The following is a 19,415-nucleotide window of genomic DNA, read 5'->3' on the forward strand; positions in this document are numbered from 1 at the left end:
GGCTATCGACAGCGCCGGCAGTGGGCGGCTATCGACAGCGCCGGCTAGCGACAGCGCGCCGGCAGCCGCCCGCGCTCGCCGATCGCCTGGCGCATCATCAGCCGCTTGACCGGCACCAGCCGGTCGGCTCCGCTCAACCCGACGTTGCGCAGCAGCCGCAGCGCCGGAGTTCGGGCGCCGAACAGCAACCTGAAACCATCCATCAATGCCAGCATCAGGCTATTGTCGCCGCGCCGTCGCCGTGCGTAGCGCGACAGGATGCGCACGTCGCCGAGGCCGGCACCGCGGTCGCGCGCCGCGAGCAGCTCCTCGGCGAGTACCGCGGCGTCCATCAGTCCCAGGTTGACGCCCTGGCCGGCCAGCGGATGAATGTTGTGGGCGGCATCGCCGATCAGCGCCAGCCCCGGCTCGACGTAATGCGCGGCGTGACGCTGGGTCAGCGGAAAGCGCGCCGTGGCGCCGGTCACCGTCACGCCGCCCAGGCGCTGCTCGAACGCCTCGCCCAGTTCGCCGGCCAATGCCTCGTCGGGCAGCGCGGCGAGACGCGCGGCCTCGTCGGACGCCGTCGACCAGACGATCGAGCAGTAGTGCGCATCGCCATCCACCGTCAGCGGCAAAAACGCCAGCGGCCCGTCGCCGCGGAAGACCTGACGGGCGACGCCGCCGTGGGGCCGCTCGCAGCGCACCGTGGTCACCAGCGCCGCCTGACCGGTGTCGCGTTCGCGCACGGCGATCTCGGCCAGCTCGCGCAGCTGCGAGCGCGCGCCGTCGGCGGCGATAACCAGCGGCGCCTGCAACCGGCGGCCGTCGTCGAGTATCAATCGACGTCCGCTGGCCGGGCTCTGCAAGGCCTTAAGCCGCACGCCGTAATCGATGCGCACCGAGGGCAACGCCTGCAGGCGCGCCTCCAGCGCGGCAAGCACCACCGCGTTCTCGACGATGTGCCCCAGCGTCGCGACCCCCACCTCGTCGGCATGAAAGCGGATCTCGCCGCTGCCTTCGCCGTCCCAGACCTGCATGCCGGTATAGGGCGTGGCGCGCCGCCCGGCGATCGCCGGCCACACACCGAGGTTGCTGAGCAAGCGCTCACTAACTGGCGTCAGCGCGCTGACCCGCGCCGCCGGCGGGCCCTTGCCCACCGCCTCGCCATCGAGCGGCCGCCCCCGGCTCTCGAGCACGCGCACGGCAATACCCGCCTCGCCGAGCAGCAGCGCCAGCGTGGCGCCGACCAGCCCGCCACCGACGACGATCACCTGCTCGGTGAACTCCCTGTCCTGCGGCGGGGCTTTTTCTTGCGACGAGGCTTGTCGAGCCGCCGCGGCATCGCTGTCTGTCATGAGTCGTTGTCCTTTGCCGTGTAGCCGTTGCAGTTACTAGCGTTCGATGCCCATCGCCCGCCTGGCCAATGTCCGGCGCAGCGGCCCGGCCAGATTGAGCCCCACCAACCCCGCCGCACGGGCGTGGGAAAGGAGGGGATGGTCGAGGCCGAACAGCCGGATCAGCCCATCGCTGAAACGGATCACGGTGTGGCTATCGCGTTCGCGGCGCGCCTCGAAATCCTGCATGACGCGCATGTCGCCCGGCCCCTGGCCGGTCGTCAGCCCCGCCTCGAGCGCCGCCACCAGGTCCATCACTCCGCGCAGCGCCAGGTTGAAGCCCTGGCCGGCGACCGGGTGCAGCGAGTGCGCGGCGTTGCCCAGCACCGCCAGCCCCGGACGCGCCGTTTCCTTCGCGGTCACCAGCGACAGCGGGTAGACGTGACGGGCGCCGACCCGCCGGAAGCGCCCCACCCGCTCGCCGAACGCCGCCTGCAGGCGCGCCAGGAAGGCCGCGTCGTCGAGCGCCAGGATCGCCTGTTCGCGACCCTGCTGGTGGGTCCAGATCAATTCCATGCGGTTGCCCTTGAGCGGCAGCAGCGCCAGCGGGCCATCCGGCGCGAAGCGCTCGAAGGCCACGCCGCGATGCGGGCGGCTGACCTCGAGGGTGGCGATCAGCGCGCTCTGCTCGTAGGGGGTCGTCCGGCTAATGATCCCCAGGCGTTCCTTGAGCCCCGAACGCCCGCCATCGGCGAGTACGGTCAGCCCGGCTTCAAGGATTTCGCCGTTGGACAGCGCCAGGCGATGGCCGCCGGCCTGCGGGGCGATCGACTCGACCCGCGCGGGGCACTGCCAGTCGATCGCCTGCTCGCCCAGCCGCGCATGCAGCACGCGGCCCATCCAGGCATTGGGCATTACGTACCCCAGCGCGTGCATGCCCAACTCCCGGGCCGTCAGCCGGGTCGCGCCAAGCCGGCCGCGCTCGCTGACGTGAATGGTCTCGATGGCCGTGGCCTCACCGGCCAGGTCCGGCCACACCCCCAGCGTCTCGAAGTGCCAGCGCGAGCCCAGCGCGATGGCGCTGGCGCGCACGTCGAAGCTCGGCTGATAGTCCGCCAGGTCCGCCCTGGAAGGCACCGCCAGCGGCGCCGCCTCGATCACCGTCACCCGCAGCCCGTGGCGTTCGATCAGCGGCGCCAGCGCGCAGCCCAGGCTCGCGCCGACCAGGCCGCCGCCGACGATGGCGATATCTACCGGGGTTACGCCCATGAACTCTCCTTTGTTCTGTAGCGCGTGTTCGTGTAGCGCGCCCTGCTGCTCAAGCCTATTCCGGCTCTTTACGTAATTTACGTATGATTAAAAATCACGCACATCGACTTGATCAATTCTTGACCATCAGGGCTTCGATATCCTCGACCCGCTTGGGCGCATCCGCCGTCAGTACCTCATGGCCAGTGGCGGTGACCACCACGTCGTCCTCGATGCGGATGCCGATGCCGCGCAAGGCGGCCGGAATGTCGTCGTCGGCCGGAATGTACAGCCCGGGCTCGACGGTCAATACCATCCCCGGCTCGAGCTGGCGCGGCTCGCCATCGCGGCGCTGGCCGCCGACGTCGTGCACGTCGAGCCCCAACCAGTGGGAGGTCGAATGCAGGTAGAAGCGCTTATAGCTTTCGTCGTCGATGCGCGCGTCTAGCTCGTCTTCAACGCTGCCCTGCAGCAGACCCAGCTCGATCAGCCCGCGGGTCAGGTCGCGGACCACGCCGCGATGGATCTCGCCGAGCGTCGCCCCGGGGCGTACGGCCTCGACGGCACGCGTCTGCGCGGCGAGCACGATGTCGTAGACGCTGCGCTGGGTGGCGCTGAAGCGGCCGTTGACCGGGAAGGTACGGGTGATGTCGCCGGCATACAGCGCGAATTCGGCGCCGGCGTCGATCAGTACCAGCTCGCCGGCGGCGAGGGTCGCGGCGTTCTCGATGTAATGCAGCACGCAGGCGTTGGCGCCGCCGCCGACGATGGTGCTGTAAGCCGGGGCGCGAGCGCCGTGCCACTGGAACTCGTGCTCGAGCTCGGCCTGCAACTGATACTCGCCGAGTCCGGGACGGGCGCTGCGCATTGCGCGCACATGCGCCCGGGCGGAGATCCGTGCGGCGTGGCGCATGAGCTCGAGCTCGGCGTCGCTCTTGATCAGACGCTGCTCGTGAATCAGCGCTGCGACGTCGACCAGCGCTTCGGGCGCGCGGGCGCCCCGCCGCGCGCGGGCCAGCAACTGTTGGCGCACCTCCTCGGCGAGCGCCATCGCGCCGTCGTCGCCGAGCGGCAGGTAAAGATGCCGTCGGCCATCGAGCAGCGCCGCCAGGCGCTCGTCGCGCTCGCTGTTGGCGAAGGCCTGGTCGACGCCGTAGCGCTCGACCGCCGCCTCGGCGCCGACCCGGATACCGGTCCAGGCTTCCAGAGCGGGGTCCTTGTCGAGACAGAACAGGACCGCTTCGCCGTCCTCGCGATCGGGCAGCAGCAGCAGCAGCGCATCGGGCTCGGGAAAACCGCACAGGTAATGGAAATCGCTGTTCTGGCGGAAAGTGTATTCGCTGTCGTTGCTGCGCGTGACCAACGTTGCTGCCGGCAACAGCACCGCGCTCGAGCCCGGCAACCCGGCCATCAGCGCCTGGCGCCGCTGGCGGTATTCGTCGAGGCCGATGGCCGCAGGGCGGGGCGATGATGACCGGGGCGATGATGAATAGTGTAGTGTGTCGGGTGCCATGCGCGCTCCTTTTCATTGCGTCGACGACTCATCGCGTCAGCGACGCGCAATCATTGGGTGGGTGGCGGGGTATCGCCCTGTTCGACCTGGGGGCTGGCGGGGTGCTGTTCGGTGTACAGCAGCATCGCAGCCATCCGTGCGTGCTCGGTGAGCGTGAACAGGTCGTTCTCGTTCTCGGGGCTGTCGTCGAGGGCCAGCTCGTCGAGCCCGGCCAGGGTCTCCAGGTCCTCGATCGCCTCGCGCAAGTTGGCCGACCAGGCGTCGCGGGTTTCGCCGCCGATCTCGTTGACCACTTCAAGGAAACCCAGCGTCCATTCGCGCAGGCCGCGGGCGCGCTCGGCGAGCGAAAAAAGCTCGTCGGGCAGCAGCGGTTCGAAGTTGAGATCGGCCGCGGAGAGCGCCTCCAGTGCCTGACGACGCCAGGCCAGCAGCACCTCGCCGGCTTCGCGGTCATGGGGCTGGTCGACGCCCATCGCCAGGCAGACCGTCTCCAGCCAGGCCCCGGCGGGAATGTCGTTAAGCGCCAGCGCAGCGCTCAGCTGGCCGTCCAGGAACGCCGGCGACTGCAGGCTGCCGTGGATTAGCAAGACATCGGCGACCGTGGAGAAATCGAGCTGATCGTTGATGATAGACATGAGCTTCCATAATGGCGGTTGGGAGATGCCCGTGACGGTCGCGGCGGGCCGGAGCAGCGCGTTGACCGGCCGGCGGGGCCTCTCTATAGTGGCTCGAACCGAGATATACAGTGGCTCGAAACCTGAGTTCATCTTATCGTACGGGCCGCTTCTTGGCCCGCGCCTGGAGCCTGCCATGAGCGACGACGCACGGTCGACCACCGAGATCACCCTGCTGGGACGCTCTTACGTGATTGCCTGCCCGCCCGACGAAGAAGCCGAGCTCAAGCGCACCGCCCGTTACCTGGACCGCGCGATGCATGGCATCCACTCCCGCGGCAAGGTGCTCGATGCCGAGAAGATCGCCATCATGGCCGCGCTCAACATCACCCATGAACTGCTTCAGGTGCAGGACGAGAAACGCGCCGGCGAGGACAGCCTGGCCGAGCTCAACCAGCGCCTGGAGCGCGCGCTCGGCGAGATTCCCAAGCGCTGAGCCGATTGAGCAAACAGGCCTTTGGCCATACTTCCAGCTCTGTTACGATGAAAGCGTTCCCTGGGGTGTACGTCAGTCGTTGACGTCCCTCGAGCCTATGCGCAGTACCCAGGGGGCCAATTGCTAGACAGACCCGTGTGCATGTCCGTGCGACGGAAAGCCTGACGGTCTGTCTGCGGCCACCCACCTTGAACCAGTGGGTTCAAGGGCCAGAACGACAGCGGCACTCTGGGGAACCCTTTTCAGCCATTCATGGCCATGCCCGTGTCTGACCCGCAGTTTCTCAACGATCAGCGCAAGGCCCTGCGGCGGACCCTGCGCCAGCGCCGGCGCGCGCTGACCAAAGCCCAGCAGCGTCAGGCCGGCGAGGCGCTGTGCCGCCGGTTGCGAGGCCTGCCGGAAGTCCAGCGTGCCCGACGGGTCGCTCTCTACCTGCCCAACGACGGCGAAATCGACGCCACCCCGCTGCTGGCCTGGCTGCGCCGCCGCGGTGCGCGTGCCTACCTGCCGGTACTGCGCCCGCTGGCCAAGAACCGGCTATGGTTCGTGCACTATCATGCCGCCACGCCGATGACCCGCAACCGCTTCGGCATTCGCGAGCCGGATACCCGCCATGGCGCCCATCGCGCCCGTCAGTTGCCGCCCTGGGCACTCGACCTGGCGCTTCTACCCTTGGTCGGCTTCGACGATCTGGGCAACCGGCTGGGCATGGGCGGCGGCTTCTACGATCGCAGCTTCGCCTTCACCCGCCGGCGCGGGCCGCGCCCTCGCCTGATCGGCGTCGCCCACGACTGCCAGCATGTCGAGCGGCTGCCGTTCGCCGGCTGGGACGTACCGCTCGACGCCATCGTCAGTGACCGCCGGATGGTCCGCCCACGCCATCGCTAACGCTGAGGAGAACCCATAAAAAACCGCCAGAGGCTTGCCTCTGGCGGTTTTTTATGGCGGCTCGCGGTACAGCCCGGTCGACATCAGGTACCGATCAAAGTCTGTGCGTAGCCAGTGGCGACTATCCCCAGACCGAAGATCAATACCAGCGCCATGACCAGGTCGGGCTTGCGTTTCATGACCAACTCCGAAATTTAGCGTTAATAATGCTGCACCCAGATAACGCACCGACTATAGGGCTACTATAAAAGAATGACAATACTCGGTGCGCAAACGCTAATTGACAGAGCCCACTCTTTACAAGGGGTTACAGGTTAGCAAGTGGCCACTCACCCGAATTGGCTATTAAAACTCGCGTTATTCCATGAACAGCCGATAAGCGACGTTCTCGGTTTCCTTCCAGTAACGGTAACCAATCTTCTCGAAATACTCTTCGACATGGTAACGATCGCCGTTGGGAACCTGCATGCCGACCAGTACCCGACCGTAGGCAGCGCCATGATTGCGATAGTGGAATAGCGAGATATTCCAGTCGGCGGGAAGATGGGTGAGAAAGTTCATCAGCGCGCCGGGGCGCTCGGGAAACTCGAAGCGGTAGACCTCTTCCTCGAAGTGCTCCTTGGGCCGCCCGCCGCCGAGATGGCGGATATGCAGCTTGGCCAGTTCGTTGTCGGTCAAATCCTCGACCGGATAGCCGGCCTCGCGCAGCTTGTCGGCCACCGCCCGGCGGTCCTCGCCGCCCGGCTTGACCTGCACGCCGACAAAGATGTGCGCGCTGTCGGCATCGGCGTAGCGGTAGTTGAATTCGGTGACCATGCGCTTGCCAATGGTCCGGCAGAATTTCTTGAAGCTGCCCGGCCGCTCGGGGATGGTCACCGCCAGGATCGCCTCGCGCTGCTCGCCGAGTTCGGTGCGCTCGGCGATGTGCTGGAGACGATCGAAATTGGTGTTGGCGCCGGAGTTGATGCAGACCAGCGTCTGGCCCGTGACGCCGGTCTGCTGAACGTATTTCTTGAGCCCGGCCAGCGCCAGCGCGCCGGAGGTCTCGGCCACCGCGCGGGTGTCCTCGAAGGTGTCCTTGACCGCGGCGCACATCTCGTCGGTGGTGACGGTGATCACCCCGTCGACCAGATCACGCATCACCGCGAACGGCACCTCGCCGATCTGCGCCACCGCGACGCCCTCGGCGAACACCCCGACCTGCTCCAGGACGACCCGCTCGCCGGCCTCCAGCGCCGCCTTGAGACAGGCGCTGTCCTCGCTCTCGACGCCGAACACCTTGATCTCGGGACGCAGGTACTTGACGTAGGCGGCGATTCCGGCGATCAGTCCGCCGCCACCCACCGGCACGAAGATCGCGTCGAGCCGGCCGGGCTGCTGACGCAGGATCTCCATGCCCACGGTGCCCTGGCCGGCGATCACGTCGATATCGTCGAACGGCGGGATATAGGTGTAGCCGTGCGCCTCGATCAACTCGCGGGCATGGGCCAGCGCCTCGCCGAAGGCGTCGCCGCGCAACACCACCTTGGCGCCCCGGGCGCGCACCGCCTGGACCTTGATCTCGGGGGTGATGCGCGGCATCACGATCACCGCCTTGACACCGAGCTGCTTGGCCGCCAGCGCCAGCCCCTGGGCGTGGTTGCCGGCCGAGGCGGCGATCACGCCCTTGGCCTTCTGCGCCTCGCTGAGCTGCGCCATCTTGTTGTAGGCGCCGCGCACCTTGAACGAGTAGACCGGCTGCAGGTCCTCGCGCTTGATCAGGATCTGGTTGTCGAGACGGCGGGACAGGAAGTGCGCGGGCGAGAGCGGGGTTTCGCGGGCCGCTTCGTATACGCGGGCCTTGAGTATCTTCTTGACGGTGTCTTCGAGCATCCTGGAGTCCTGAGTCGCACGTCGCATAGGCCGCGTCGCGTGGGCATTGCACCCGACTGGAAAACCCCTATTGGTAGCAGACGCGGCGCCTCGGCGTCCAGCAAAAGCCCAGCTAGAGCAGGGCTATCGCAGTTGAACTGACGAAGGGCGCCGGGGATAAGCCGAAGAGGAGGTCCGACGCCATGGACGGCGTCGGTAGCGTACATGGAGGTATTCACAGCGCCTCCGGCACGCCGGCCCCGCTCGCAGGCTTATCGACGGATCAGCCCCGAGCGAAACGCCAACTGCGATTGCCCTGCCAGCTAGAGCCGCTGCGTTGCTCGCCATGCCGGCCCAGCGGGCATCTACAGCGGCTCCCGGCTGGCCTATAATGGCCGTCCCTGCCCATCGACCGACGAGCCTTGCCATGACCCAGGACGCCTTAAAGCGCGCGGTGGCCGCCGCCGCCATCGACGAAATCAAGCCGCTGCTTCACGCCGACTGCGTGATCGGGGTCGGCACCGGCTCCACCGCCAATCATTTCATCGATCTGCTGGCGGCACATCGTCACGACTTCAAGGGCGCAGTGGCCAGCTCCGAAGCCACCGCCAAGCGGCTGCGCGATCACGGCATCGAGGTCTTCGAGCTCAACCATGTGGGCAGCCTTCCGGTCTACGTCGACGGCGCCGACGAGATCAATCCGCGCCTGGAGATGATCAAGGGCGGCGGCGCGGCGCTGACCCGCGAGAAGATCATCGCCGCCTGCGCCGAGCGCTTCGTGTGCATTGCCGACGCCTCCAAGCGCGTCGCAGTGCTCGGCGGCTTTCCGCTGCCCATCGAGGTGATCCCCATGGCGCGCTCCTACGTGGCCCGCGAGCTGGTCGCGCGCGGTCTCACCCCGGTCTACCGCGACGGCGTGATCACCGACAACGGCAATCAGGTTCTCGACTGCTACGACTATCTCATCGAGGCCCCGGCCGAACTCGAGTCCGAACTCAACGACATCGCCGGCGTGGTCACCAACGGCCTGTTCGCGCGCCGCGGCGCCGACGTGCTGCTACTGGCCGGCGAGGAGGGCGTGACGCGTTTCACGCGTTGAGGGCATTGCGCTCGAACTAAGCATTTGAGCGCAAGTAAGCGCTTACTTTCTCGAGCGTCGCCGCCAGTGCACCGCGGTTGGCCTCGACTACCGCCCGGCCCGCGGCACCCAGACGTTGGCGCTCCTCGGGGGCGTCGAACAGCGTGATCAGCACTTCGCCCAGCGCCGAGCCATCGACGATTTCACGCCGCGCATCGGCCTCGGCCAGGGTATCGGCGATCTCACGCAGATTGTCCAGATAGGGCCCGCTGACCACCGCCACACCCAGTGCCGCCGGTTCGAGCAGGTTGTGCCCGCCCACCGGCACCAGCGAGCCGCCGACGAAGGCCACATCCGCCGCGCCGTAGAAGCGCATCAAATCGCCCATGGTGTCGCCCAGCACAATGGCGGTGTCCGGCTCCGGCACCTCGCCGCGCGAATGCCGCGCCACGACCAGGCCTCGCGCCCGGCACACCTCGGCGACCGCGTCGAAGCGTTGCGGATGGCGCGGCACCAGCACCAGCAGGGCGTCTGGATAGCGCTCGCGCAGCCGGGCGTGAGCGACGAGCACCGCTTCGTCCTCGCCGGGATGGGTCGAGCCGGCGACCCACACCGGTCGCTCGCCCCAGCTAGTGCGTAAGCGCTCACTTTCGCTTTCGAGGCTGTCATCGAGCTGAATGTCGAACTTGAGCGCACCGGTGACGGCGGTTCGGGCGGCCGGGCAGCCGAGTGCGCGAAAGCGCCCGGCATCCTCGCCCGACTTGGCACCCACCCAGGCGACACTCTCGAGCATGTCGCGGCTCAATGCCGCGAAGCGCCGGTAGGTAGCGAAGGCGCCGAGGCTGAGGCGGCCATTGGCGATCACTACCGGCACCCCGCGAGTCGCGCAGGCATGCAATAGATTCGGCCACAGCTCGGTTTCGGCGATGATCGCCAGCGCCGGCTGCAGGCGCTCGACGAAGCGCCGGGCGGCACCGGGAAAGTCCAGCGGCAGGAAGTGATGGCGCACCGCGTCGCCGAACAGCGTCTCGATGCGTTCGGCGCCGGTCGCGGTCATGGTGGTGATCACCAGCGCATGGTCGGCATGCTGCGCCAGCAGCGCGCGTATCAGCGGCGTGGCGGTGACCACTTCGCCGAGCGACGCCGCGTGCAACCAGATGCGCGGCCGCGCGTCGGTGCGTCGGGGAATCAGCCCGAGGCGTTCACCACGCGGGTGAGTGGGCGCTGACTCACGCCACACCAGGCGCCAGATCAGCGGCGCGGCAAGATACAGCACGCCGCTGTAGGCGAGCCGCGCCAGCCCGTGGCGGGAGGCCACACTCAGCGCTCGCGATCGAGGATGGTGGCGATCATCGCAGTGGTCGACACGCCGTCCTCGAAGCCCAGCACCTTGACCTCGCCGCCGTTGGCGATCACCGCCTCGCCGCCGGCGATCTCCTCGGGCCGGTAGTCGCCGCCCTTGACCAGTACGTCGGGCAGCACCGATTCGATCAGCCGGTCCGGTGTCTCTTCGCCGAAGGCGACCACCCAGTCGACGGCGGCGAGACTCGCCAGCACCTGCATGCGCCGCGCCAGGCTATTGATCGGCCGGCGCGGCCCCTTGAGTCGCGCCACCGAGGCGTCGTCGTTGACCGCGACGATCAGCCGGTCGCCGAGTCGCCGGGCCTGTTCGAGATAGGCGACGTGCCCGGCGTGCAGGATGTCGAAGCAGCCGTTGGTCATCACCACCCGCTCGCCGCGGGCCTGGGCGGCGCGCACCGCCTCGATCAGCGCCGCCGCCTCGATGGCGCCGAATTCGGCGAGCTTGTCACCATGCAGCGCGGTGTAGAGCTCGGCCACCGACAGCGTGGCGGTACCCGGCTTGGCGACCACCAGCCCGGCGGCGAGATTGGCCAGGGTCACCGCCTCGGGATAGGCATGGCCCGCGGCCAGCGCCAGCCCGAGCACGCCGATCACCGTGTCGCCGGCGCCGGTGACGTCGAACACCTCGCGGGCGTGGGTAGGCAGGTGCAGCGGCGCATGATCCGCGCGGATCAGCGTCATGCCGCGCTCGCTGCGGGTGATCAGCAATGCCTCCAGTTCGAGCTCGGCACGCAGCCGTTCGCCCTTGGCGGCCAGCTCGGCGTCGTCGCGGCAGACCCCGACCACCGCCTCGAACTCGCCCAGGTTGGGGGTGATCACGCTGGCGCCGCGATAACGCCGGAAGTCGCCGCCCTTGGGATCGACCAGCACCCGCTTGCCGCTGGCGCGGATCAGCGCGATCAATTCCTCGACGCGGCCCAGCGTGCCCTTGCCGTAATCGGAGAGGATCACCAAATCGCTGTCGGGCAGTGCAGCCTCGACCCGGTCGAGCATTTCGCCGGTATCGATGCCGGCCAGGCTGTCCTCGAAATCCAGGCGGATCAGCTGCTGGCTGCGACTCATCACCCGTAGCTTGGTGATCGTGGGTATCTGGGGGTTGCGCTGAAAGTGAGTGCTTACATCGGCATCTTCGAGCCGCGCGCTCAGCACGCTGGCGTTGTCGTCGTCGCCGACCAGCCCCGCCAACGCCACGTGGCCCCCCAGTGCGGCGATGTTGAGCGCGACGTTGGCGGCGCCGCCCGGGCGGTCCTCGCTTTCGCCGACGCGCACCACCGGCACCGGCGCCTCCGGCGAGATCCGCGAGGTGCCGCCATGCCAGTAGCGGTCGAGCATCACATCGCCCACCACCAGCAGGCGGGCCCGTTCGAGGGCGGTCAGGTCAAACTTCATCGCGCGGCTCCAGCGTCGGGTTGGGTCGGGGTAGCGCCAGGACCTGATCGACACGCGCGATCACGTCCTCGGCGCGAATCAGCGCCATGGCATCCGGATGACGGACCCGCTGCCCCCAGGGAAGCGTCTCCGGGTCCTTGTGCAGGTAACGGCGTACCGCGTCAGGGTAGCGATCGACGACGTAGTCGCGCCAACCGTAGGGCGCGGCGCGATCGGGGTTGGTGGTGGCGTAGAGCCCGACGGTGGGCGTGCCCAGGGCGTTGGCCATGTGCACCGGGCCGGAGTCCGGGGCGATCGCCAGCCGGGCCTGGTCGATCAGCGCCAGCAGGCCCTTGAGCGAGCTCGCGCCGATCGCGTCGATCACCGATTCGGCGGCGGCAAGCTGACGGATACGCTCGCCCATCTCGCGCTCCTGGGCGCTGCCGCCGCCGGTCAGCACGCTCTTCAGGCCGTGCTGGGTCCACACATGCTCGATCAGCGTCGCGTAGCCCTGTGCCGACCAGTTGCGGAAGTTGCGCAACCGCGGGTTGGCGCAGGGACTGATCACCAGGTAGCCGCCCTCGCCGCTCAGTCGCCGGGCCTCGGCGCGTGCCGTAGCAGGAATCGGCAAGTCCCATTCGAGCCGGGTATCGGCGACGCCCAGCAGGCGAGCGAAGTCCATGAACGACTCGAGGACGTGGGCACGCGCGTGAACGGCGAGCTGGCGATGGGTGAACCAGTGCTGCCAATCCTTGGCGCGGGCCTTGTCGTACCCCACCCGCACGGCGCTGTTGAGCCCCATCAACAGCACGCTGGCGCGCAGCGCCTGTTGCATGTGCAGCAGCACGTCGAAGCGCGTCGGCGCCAGCTGCCGCCAGAGTTCGCGCATCCCGGCCAACCCCGTCGCCTTGTCGTAGACCACGAACTCGACCCCGGACAGGCCCGCCAGTAGACTATGCTCCGCCTTGCCGATGATCCAGGTGATGCGGGCGTTGGGCCACTGGCGTTGCAGGGCGCGCACGGTGGGCACCAGATTGCAGACATCGCCCAGCGCGGAAAGGCGCAGAATGCCGATATGCGCGGGCTGAGCTGGCAAAGGATGCTTCATGCGGTTGGCAACACTCCAGGTGGGCAGGCAATTCATTTTACATGACGCCGGCATTCTATGTGATGCCACGACCCCGCCACAAACGCTGGTCACCGGAGGCGCCCGCGACTCGTTCGACCCGGCGTGGTTCAGTGCCACCTTCTGGCAACGCCACGACGCCGTGGTCGGCCAGGCCCCGGGGCGCGGGGCCAGCCTGTTCGTCGATGCCGCCAGGATCGCCCTGGCCGACGAGCAATGGGTACTGCGCGACTATCGCCGCGGCGGCATGGCGGCACGGCTCAGCGAGGCACGCTACGTCTGGACCGGGCTGGAGCGCAGCCGCGCCTTTTGCGAGATGCGCCTCACCGCCAGGCTGTACGACCAGGGCCTGCCGGTGCCACGCCCGGTGGCCGCTCGCGTGACGCGCCATGGGCTCAGTTACGCCGCCGCGCTGCTCACCGTGCGCCTGGCCGGCGCGCGCGCCCTGGCCGAGTGCCTAGAAGGCAACGACCCGGCTTTGCTCGAGCGCGTCGGCGCCACGATCCGCCGCTTCCACGCCGCCGGGCTCGACCACGTCGATCTCAATGCGCGCAACCTGCTGATCACCCCCGACGAGAGGGTATGGCTGATCGACCTGGACCGTTGCCGGCTGCGCCGTCCAGGAGACTGGCAGAACGCCAATCTCGAACGCCTGCAGCGCTCGCTGGCGAAGTTCGACGCCGAGGAGGCGGTGCCGGCGATCCTGCGCGGCTACGACCGGGCCGGGCCGGCTCGGGTATAATTCGCGGTCAATCCATGCCACGGCGCGATGCGCCACTGCGGGGAGTTGACATGCCACAGCCCAAGGGCCAGCGCCTGCTGGTCGTGCGCAACGACAAGCTCGGCGACTTCATGCTCGCCTGGCCCGCCCTGGCCTGCCTCAAGCAAGCCCATCCGGACAATCATGTCAGCGTGCTGGTGCCGCACTATACCGCTGCCCTCGCCCGGGCCTGCCCGTGGGTCGACGAGGTGCTCGTCGACCCCGGCGACGACGCGTCGCGCGATGTGCAGCGCGCCTTGCTCGCCCAGCTGCGCGCGGGCCGTTTCGATGCGCTGCTGACGCTGTTCTCGACGCCGCGCATCGGCTGGCTGGGCTGGCGGGCCGGCATTGCGCTGCGCCTGGCGCCGGCGACCAAGTGGGCTCAGGTGTTCCACAACCGGCGTATCGTCCAGCGCCGTTCGCGCTCGCAGCGCCCCGAGTATCGCTACAACCTGGAGCTCGCCGAGGCGCTGTTGACCCAGCTCGGCCAGCCGATTCCGATACTCGAGCCGCCCTACTGGCCGCTGCCGACAACGATGCGCGGCGAGCAGCGCCAGCGCCTGGCCCGTGAATGCGGGCTCGACGCGCGACGCCGCTGGGGCTTCGTGCACGGTGGCAGCGGGGGCTCGGCGGTCAACCTGTCGCCCGCGCACTATGCCGCGCTGGTCGCGAGCATCGACGTGCGCCTGGACACACCCGCGGAGTGGGTACTCACTTCGGGACCCGGCGAGCACGCCGCCGCCGCCGCGCTGTGCGACGACCTCGTCGACCAGGGCGTGGCGACGCGGGTCATGCCGCCGCGTGACGACCTGGTCGATTTTGCCCACAGCCTGAGCGCCGCCGACCTGCTCATCGCCGGTTCCACGGGGCCGTTGCATATCGCCGGCTGCCTGGACGTGCCCACCGTCGGCTTCTACCCGGCCAAGCGCTCGGCGACGCCGCTGCGCTGGCAGACCTGTAACCGCGACGCCCATCGCCTGGCGTTCAGCCCACCCGCCGACGAGCACGCCACCGACATGAGCCGCATCGACATCGAGGCCGCGGCACAGGCCATCGCCGACTGGTGGCCCGCGCCGACCGCGTCGCCCATGCCTGCCACGGGGAGCCGCTAATGCCCATCACCGGAATCGTCATCACCCTCAACGAGGCCGCCAACATCGCCGCCTGCATCCGCTCGCTGCAGCGTGTCTGCGACGAGGTGATCGTCGTCGACTCGCTGAGCGAGGACGACACGGTGGCGATCGCCGAAGCGCACGGCGCGCACGTCATCGCCCAGGCCTACCTCGGCGACGGCCCGCAGAAGGCCCATGGCGTGCCCTTCGCCCGCAACGACTGGATTCTCGCCCTCGATGCCGACGAGCGCCTCGCTGACGATGCCGTCGCGCTGATCGAGGGTCTGGCGCTGGACGATCCTTCCCAGGCCTACGCCTTCCGGCGCAAGAACTACGTTGGAAATCACTGGATTCGCGCCGCCGGCTTCTATCCCGACTCGGTGACGCGGCTCTACAATCGCACCACCGCGGGCTATCTGCCCAGGAAGGCCCATTCCTCGGTCGAGGCGCCCCGCGTCAAGCTCACCCAGGCCCACCTTGATCACTTCACTTACGCCAGCCTGTCGCACTGGATCCAGCGCATCGACGCGCTCTCGACCCGTGACGCCTGGGCGATGAAGGAGCGGGGCGTGACGCCCTCGCCGCTGCGTCCCGCCGTGCACGCCTTGACGGCGACGCTGCGCAAGCTGCTGTTCAAGGGGGGCCTGCTCCAGGGCGCCGATGGCATGACGGTCGCGCTGACCACGGCGTTCCACGCCTACATGAAATACGCCAAGCTCAACGAGCTCTACGAAAACGAGCGTACCGCCAATGCTCAGGAGCCGCCTCCGTGACATGGCTATGACAGCCCCATGACGCGCTTGCTAGTCTAAGAGTCTGTCGGGTTTGACCGATCGTCACGAGAAGCACGGATTTCGAGTCAAATTAAACGATCGATTGAGGCGAATAGCGCGCTATTTAACGAAATGGATCGATAAAGTTGGCCGAAAGCCCGGGATTCGCAGTAGATCAGCGTCAAGCCCGATAGGCTCCTGCGTTGCTCGGAAGGATTCTTGCAGATGTCGACCCGTTTACCCGCCGGACGCTGGTGGGCCATCGCCTACCTGGGTCTGTGTATCGGCTACGCCATGACCACGGTATTCAGTCTGTCGCATTTCTGGGCGCTGCCGGTCCTGGTCCTGTGGCTGATGCTAGCCTGGGAGTTTCGTTGGGGGGCTCCCGCCCATCAGGTCGTCCGGCCGCGCGCCTGGCCCTGGTCGCTGCTGCCGCTGGCACTGTGGTGGATCTACCTGTTTCTGGCCGATAGCTACGGCAAGGTCGACCTTGGCGCGGTGATCTTCCACTTGCAGGCGGGGATCGCCGATAACGGCAGCGGCGGGCGGATCTTCGTCGGGATGGTTTATACCCTGACCGGGCTGATCATGCTCGGCATATTCACCTGGCTGGTGCGCGTCGATCAGCGCTGGCGGCTGCTCGAGCGCGTGCTGGTGTTGTTCCTGCTGGCCTTCAACCCGTTGCTGTTCGGCATCACCCTGGAAGGGGCGTCGATCGTCGCCGAGGATGGCGCCTGGCTGGAGCGCCGCTATGTGCCGCCGCAGATCGAGGCCATGCCAGAGAACCCGCCCAACCTGATCTATCTGTACATGGAAAGTACCGAAGGCACCTACGCCGACGAATCGCGTTTCGGCGACGTCTATGCTGACCTGGAGACGCTCGGCCAGCGCGGCGTGGTCTTCAAGGGCCTGCGCCAGATCGCCAATACCGGCTGGACCACGGCGGGCATGATCGCCAGCCAGTGCGGCACGCCACTGATCCCCGCGGGGCTGTTGCATGACTCCCAGCTCGAGCCGCTGGAGTACGTGGTGCCAGGCGTCGACTGTCTCGGCGACCTGCTTTCCAGACGCGGCTACAATCTGACCTTCATGGGCGGAGCCAGCCTCGACTTCGCCGGCAAGGGATTGTTCTACAAGCAGCATGGCTTCGACACCGTGCTCGGCCGCGAAGCCTTGAGTCCGCGCCTCGACGATCCCGGCTATCTCAACAGTTGGGGGTTGTACGACGATTCGCTGCTGGACATGGCGGTTCAGCGGGTGCGCACCCTGCAGCGTCAGCCCGAGCCCTTCGGGCTTTTCGCGGCCACCTTGTCGGCGCATCCACCCTACGGTTATCCAGCCCGGCGTTGTCGCAACAACCAGGGGGCTTTCGATGGCAAGAATATCCTGTACTCCATCAAGTGCACCGGGTGGCTGACGCGTCGCTTCGTCGAGCGCCTCGAGCGCGAAGGGTTGCTCGACAACACCCTGGTGGTGATCGCCAGTGATCACCTGGCAATGAAGAATTCCGCCTGGCAGGCACTGACCGCCGGCGAGCGAGAGAACACCTTGATCATGTTCGGAAATGGTCTCGAGCCACGGGTCATCGAGCGCGAGTCGTCGATGGTCGATGTACTGCCGACGGTGCTGGAAGCCATGGGCTTCGAGGTGCCCGCCAACCGCGCCGGGCTCGGTGCCTCCCTGCTGTCGCCGGCCCAGACGCTGCTGGAGCGTCACGGCATCGAGACGATCGATGCGCGCATGCGGTCAGAAAGCGCGCTGCAGCAACGCCTGTGGAAGCCTTCCTCGGGCGAGTCGCCGCGCTAGCCCAGCGAGCGATGCCGCGCCGGCTTGTCGACGCGTGTAAACGCTATCTGCGATAGCCCTGGGCTGGCGTGCGGCCGAATCGGGCCGTCAGTTCGAGGCGATCGCGCGGCTCAGTCGCTCGGGCATGATGTGCTTCAGACAGTGCGTGTGCCCCAGTGGGCAGGTGCGCTGGAAACAGGGCGAGCAATCAAGCTCGAGATCGTGGATGACGGCGTTATCGCTCAACGGTGGCGTGTAGACCGGCGACGACGAGCCGTAGATGGCCTGGATGCGTGTGCCCACCGCGGCGGCGACGTGCATCAGCCCCGAATCGTTGGTGACCACCTGCTTGCAGGCGGCCAGCAGATCCACGGCGTCGCCCAGCTTGGTCCGGCCGCACAGATTGACAACGCCATCGAGTCCCCGGGCGATCTGCTCGCCGTCATCGGCATCCCTGGGCCCGCCCAGCACCCAGACGCCATAACCGCGCTTCGTGAGCACCTGGGCAAGTTCGCGGAAATAAGCCAATGGCCATTGCTTGGCGGGCCCGTATTCGGCGCCGGGCATCAGGCCGATGGCCGGGCCGTCACCGAGCCCGAAGGTCTCGCGAAGACGCCGCTGGCGGCCCGGGTCGACCCGCAAACGCGGCCGGGGGATGGCGAAATCGCCGCGTGCCGCCTGTTTTTCGTCGAGCCCCAGCGAGACGAAGCGCTTGACGGTCTGATCGAGCGTCGCCTTGTCGAGCTTGCGGCGCCGATTCAGCAACACCACGCGCTGCTCGCCGGTAAAGCCGATGCGCTCGGGGATCCGTGCCAGAAACGGCACCAGCGCCGACTTCCACGAGCGTGGCAGGACCAGTGCCCGATCGAAGCGACCGCGCAGCGAGCGGGCCACCGCGCGGCGCGCTTGCCAGCCGAACTCGCCATGCCCGACCTCCAGCGCGATCGCCTCGTCGACTTCGGGCATGCGCGCCAGGATCGGCTGCGACCAGGCCGGCGCCAGCACCCCCAGGGACGCTTCCGGGTAGCGCGTCTTGAGCGTCATGAACAGGCTCTGGGCCATGACCATGTCACCGACCCAGGAGGGGCCGACGATCAGGATGCGCGGCGCGGATGCGTCAGCCATTCAGCCAATCCAGGTAGGCGCCGACGCCCTCGCGCACGGTCTTGAACTCGGCGGTGTAGCCCGCCTCGCGCAGCCGCGAAATATCCGCGCGGGTATAGCTCTGATAGCGCCCCTTGAGCTCGTCGGGGAAGTCGATGTACTCGATCTCGCCGCGCCGGTAATGATCGATCACCGTCTCGGCGATCGCCTTGAAGGGCTCCGCGCGGCCGGTGCCCAGGTTGTAGATGCCCGAGACCTCGGGGTTGTCGAAAAACCACAGATTGACGTCGACCACGTCGCCGACGTAGACGAAGTCGCGGCTCTGCATGCCGGCATCAAAGCCTTCCCAGGCACCGAACAGCCGCGGATTCTGCCCCTGACTGACCTGGGTGTGGTGATGGTAAGCCACGCTGGCCATCTTGCCCTTGTGCTGCTCGCGCGGACCGTAGACATTGAAATAGCGAAAGCCCACCACCTGGCTGGTGAAGCTGCCCCAGCGTGCGCGCACGTACTGGTCGAACAGCAGCTTCGAGTAGCCATAGACGTTGAGCGGTTTCTCGTGCTCCGGCGCCTCGACGAACACCTCGCTGCCACCGTAGGTGGCCGCCGACGAGGCATACAGAAACGGGATGCGCTTGTGCTGGCAGTACGCCAGCAGCATCTTGGAGTACTCGAAGTTGTTGTCGAGCATGAACTGGCCGTCCCACTCGGTGGTATCCGAACAGGCGCCCTCGTGGAAGATCGCCTCGATCGGCGGCAAGTCGCTTTGCTCGCCGCGCAGCGCCGCTTCGACGCGCATGCGAAAATCTTCCTTGTCCAGGTAGTCGCCGAGGATGCAATCGGCGAGATTGACGAACTTGGTGCCATCGGTCAGGTCGTCGACCACCAGCACGTCGTCGCGGCCCCGTGCATTGAGCGCCTTCACCAGATTGGCGCCGATGAACCCGGCGCCGCCCGTCACTACGATCATTCGCGAATCCTCTTGATGGTTGCGACCCGCCACGGCCATGCGGCAGGCAAT

Annotated in this window: 17 protein-coding genes and 1 other RNA gene; 8 read left to right on the forward strand and 10 right to left on the reverse strand. The window is 67.5% G+C overall.

Annotated elements, in window-relative coordinates:
• Nucleotides 1-44: 44 nt before the first annotated feature.
• The 4 genes from HALZIN_RS0114205 to HALZIN_RS0114220 form a co-directional block, all read right to left on the reverse strand.
• Nucleotides 45-1,337, reverse strand: a complete 1,293-nt coding sequence (locus HALZIN_RS0114205; protein WP_035575384.1) for a UbiH/UbiF/VisC/COQ6 family ubiquinone biosynthesis hydroxylase — start codon at nucleotides 1,335-1,337, stop codon at nucleotides 45-47.
• Nucleotides 1,338-1,373: 36 nt separating this feature from the next.
• Complete coding sequence (gene ubiH / locus HALZIN_RS0114210) at nucleotides 1,374-2,585, reverse strand: 2-octaprenyl-6-methoxyphenyl hydroxylase (RefSeq protein WP_031384854.1); 1,212 nt, start codon at nucleotides 2,583-2,585, stop codon at nucleotides 1,374-1,376.
• A gap of 112 nt (nucleotides 2,586-2,697) precedes the next feature.
• On the reverse strand, nucleotides 2,698-4,077 hold the full coding sequence (gene pepP / locus HALZIN_RS0114215) for a Xaa-Pro aminopeptidase (RefSeq protein ID WP_051907528.1): 1,380 nt from the start codon (nucleotides 4,075-4,077) through the stop codon (nucleotides 2,698-2,700).
• Between the two features lie 50 nt (nucleotides 4,078-4,127).
• Nucleotides 4,128-4,712, reverse strand: a complete 585-nt coding sequence (locus tag HALZIN_RS0114220; RefSeq protein ID WP_031384856.1) for a UPF0149 family protein — start codon at nucleotides 4,710-4,712, stop codon at nucleotides 4,128-4,130.
• A gap of 175 nt (nucleotides 4,713-4,887) precedes the next feature.
• Here HALZIN_RS0114220 and HALZIN_RS0114225 point away from each other — a divergent pair, with 175 nt between their 5' ends.
• The 3 genes from HALZIN_RS0114225 (at nucleotide 4,888) to HALZIN_RS0114230 (ending at nucleotide 6,075) form a co-directional block, all read left to right on the forward strand.
• Nucleotides 4,888-5,187: a cell division protein ZapA gene (locus HALZIN_RS0114225; protein ID WP_031384857.1), complete on the forward strand. Its 300-nt coding sequence runs from the start codon at nucleotides 4,888-4,890 to the stop codon at nucleotides 5,185-5,187.
• 54 nt (nucleotides 5,188-5,241) lie between these two features.
• Nucleotides 5,242-5,426, forward strand: a non-coding RNA gene (ssrS, locus tag HALZIN_RS17640) — 6S RNA.
• 25 nt (nucleotides 5,427-5,451) lie between these two features.
• Nucleotides 5,452-6,075 (forward strand): 5-formyltetrahydrofolate cyclo-ligase, encoded by a 624-nt coding sequence (locus tag HALZIN_RS0114230; RefSeq protein WP_236254995.1) that lies wholly within the window; start codon nucleotides 5,452-5,454, stop codon nucleotides 6,073-6,075.
• A gap of 357 nt (nucleotides 6,076-6,432) precedes the next feature.
• Here HALZIN_RS0114230 and ilvA read toward each other — a convergent pair whose 3' ends face one another.
• Nucleotides 6,433-7,974, reverse strand: coding sequence for a threonine ammonia-lyase, biosynthetic (gene ilvA, locus HALZIN_RS0114240; protein WP_084173606.1), 1,542 nt, complete (start codon nucleotides 7,972-7,974; stop codon nucleotides 6,433-6,435).
• 379 nt (nucleotides 7,975-8,353) lie between these two features.
• On the opposite strand from ilvA, the gene rpiA reads away from it, so the two are divergent.
• Nucleotides 8,354-9,025 carry a ribose-5-phosphate isomerase RpiA gene (gene rpiA / locus HALZIN_RS0114245; RefSeq protein ID WP_031384860.1) on the forward strand — a complete coding sequence of 224 codons (672 nt, stop codon included), beginning with the start codon at nucleotides 8,354-8,356 and terminating at the stop codon, nucleotides 9,023-9,025.
• 16 nt (nucleotides 9,026-9,041) lie between these two features.
• Here the strand turns inward: rpiA and waaA are convergent, their stop codons facing one another.
• From waaA to HALZIN_RS0114260, 3 genes are read right to left on the reverse strand one after another with little or no spacing between them, the layout of a single operon-like run.
• Nucleotides 9,042-10,322 carry a lipid IV(A) 3-deoxy-D-manno-octulosonic acid transferase gene (waaA, locus tag HALZIN_RS0114250; protein WP_051907529.1) on the reverse strand — a complete coding sequence of 427 codons (1,281 nt, stop codon included), beginning with the start codon at nucleotides 10,320-10,322 and terminating at the stop codon, nucleotides 9,042-9,044.
• A gap of 2 nt (nucleotides 10,323-10,324) precedes the next feature.
• Nucleotides 10,325-11,755 carry a bifunctional D-glycero-beta-D-manno-heptose-7-phosphate kinase/D-glycero-beta-D-manno-heptose 1-phosphate adenylyltransferase HldE gene (gene hldE / locus HALZIN_RS0114255; protein WP_031384862.1) on the reverse strand — a complete coding sequence of 477 codons (1,431 nt, stop codon included), beginning with the start codon at nucleotides 11,753-11,755 and terminating at the stop codon, nucleotides 10,325-10,327.
• Complete coding sequence (locus tag HALZIN_RS0114260) at nucleotides 11,745-12,842, reverse strand: glycosyltransferase family 9 protein (protein WP_031384863.1); 1,098 nt, start codon at nucleotides 12,840-12,842, stop codon at nucleotides 11,745-11,747. Before HALZIN_RS0114260 ends, hldE begins: the two co-directional genes overlap by 11 nt.
• Between HALZIN_RS0114260 and HALZIN_RS0114265 the strand changes: the two genes are divergently transcribed.
• The 4 genes from HALZIN_RS0114265 (at nucleotide 12,841) to HALZIN_RS0114280 (ending at nucleotide 17,311) form a co-directional block, all read left to right on the forward strand.
• The gene (locus tag HALZIN_RS0114265) at nucleotides 12,841-13,602 is read left to right on the forward strand and encodes a 3-deoxy-D-manno-octulosonic acid kinase (RefSeq protein ID WP_031384864.1); all 762 of its coding nucleotides are present in this window, start codon (nucleotides 12,841-12,843) and stop codon (nucleotides 13,600-13,602) included. The genes HALZIN_RS0114260 and HALZIN_RS0114265 overlap by 2 nt on opposite strands.
• Nucleotides 13,603-13,652: 50 nt before the next feature.
• Nucleotides 13,653-14,732 (forward strand): glycosyltransferase family 9 protein, encoded by a 1,080-nt coding sequence (locus tag HALZIN_RS0114270; protein ID WP_031384865.1) that lies wholly within the window; start codon nucleotides 13,653-13,655, stop codon nucleotides 14,730-14,732.
• Complete coding sequence (locus HALZIN_RS0114275) at nucleotides 14,732-15,505, forward strand: glycosyltransferase family 2 protein (RefSeq protein ID WP_031384866.1); 774 nt, start codon at nucleotides 14,732-14,734, stop codon at nucleotides 15,503-15,505. Before HALZIN_RS0114270 ends, HALZIN_RS0114275 begins: the two co-directional genes overlap by 1 nt.
• Before the next feature lie 225 nt (nucleotides 15,506-15,730).
• On the forward strand, nucleotides 15,731-17,311 hold the full coding sequence (locus HALZIN_RS0114280; RefSeq protein WP_031384867.1) for a sulfatase-like hydrolase/transferase: 1,581 nt from the start codon (nucleotides 15,731-15,733) through the stop codon (nucleotides 17,309-17,311).
• Nucleotides 17,312-17,398: 87 nt separating this feature from the next.
• On the opposite strand, the gene waaF is transcribed toward HALZIN_RS0114280, so the two are convergent.
• Both waaF and rfaD read right to left on the reverse strand, forming a co-directional pair.
• Nucleotides 17,399-18,415: a lipopolysaccharide heptosyltransferase II gene (gene waaF, locus HALZIN_RS0114285; RefSeq protein ID WP_031384868.1), complete on the reverse strand. Its 1,017-nt coding sequence runs from the start codon at nucleotides 18,413-18,415 to the stop codon at nucleotides 17,399-17,401.
• Entirely contained in the window at nucleotides 18,408-19,364 is a 957-nt protein-coding gene (gene rfaD / locus HALZIN_RS0114290) for an ADP-glyceromanno-heptose 6-epimerase (RefSeq protein ID WP_031384869.1), read from the reverse strand. Before rfaD ends, waaF begins: the two co-directional genes overlap by 8 nt.
• Nucleotides 19,365-19,415: the final 51 nt, after the last annotated feature.

Origin of the sequence: Halomonas zincidurans B6 (genome assembly GCF_000731955.1) — a bacterium.
GTDB lineage: Bacteria > Pseudomonadota > Gammaproteobacteria > Pseudomonadales > Halomonadaceae > Modicisalibacter > Modicisalibacter zincidurans.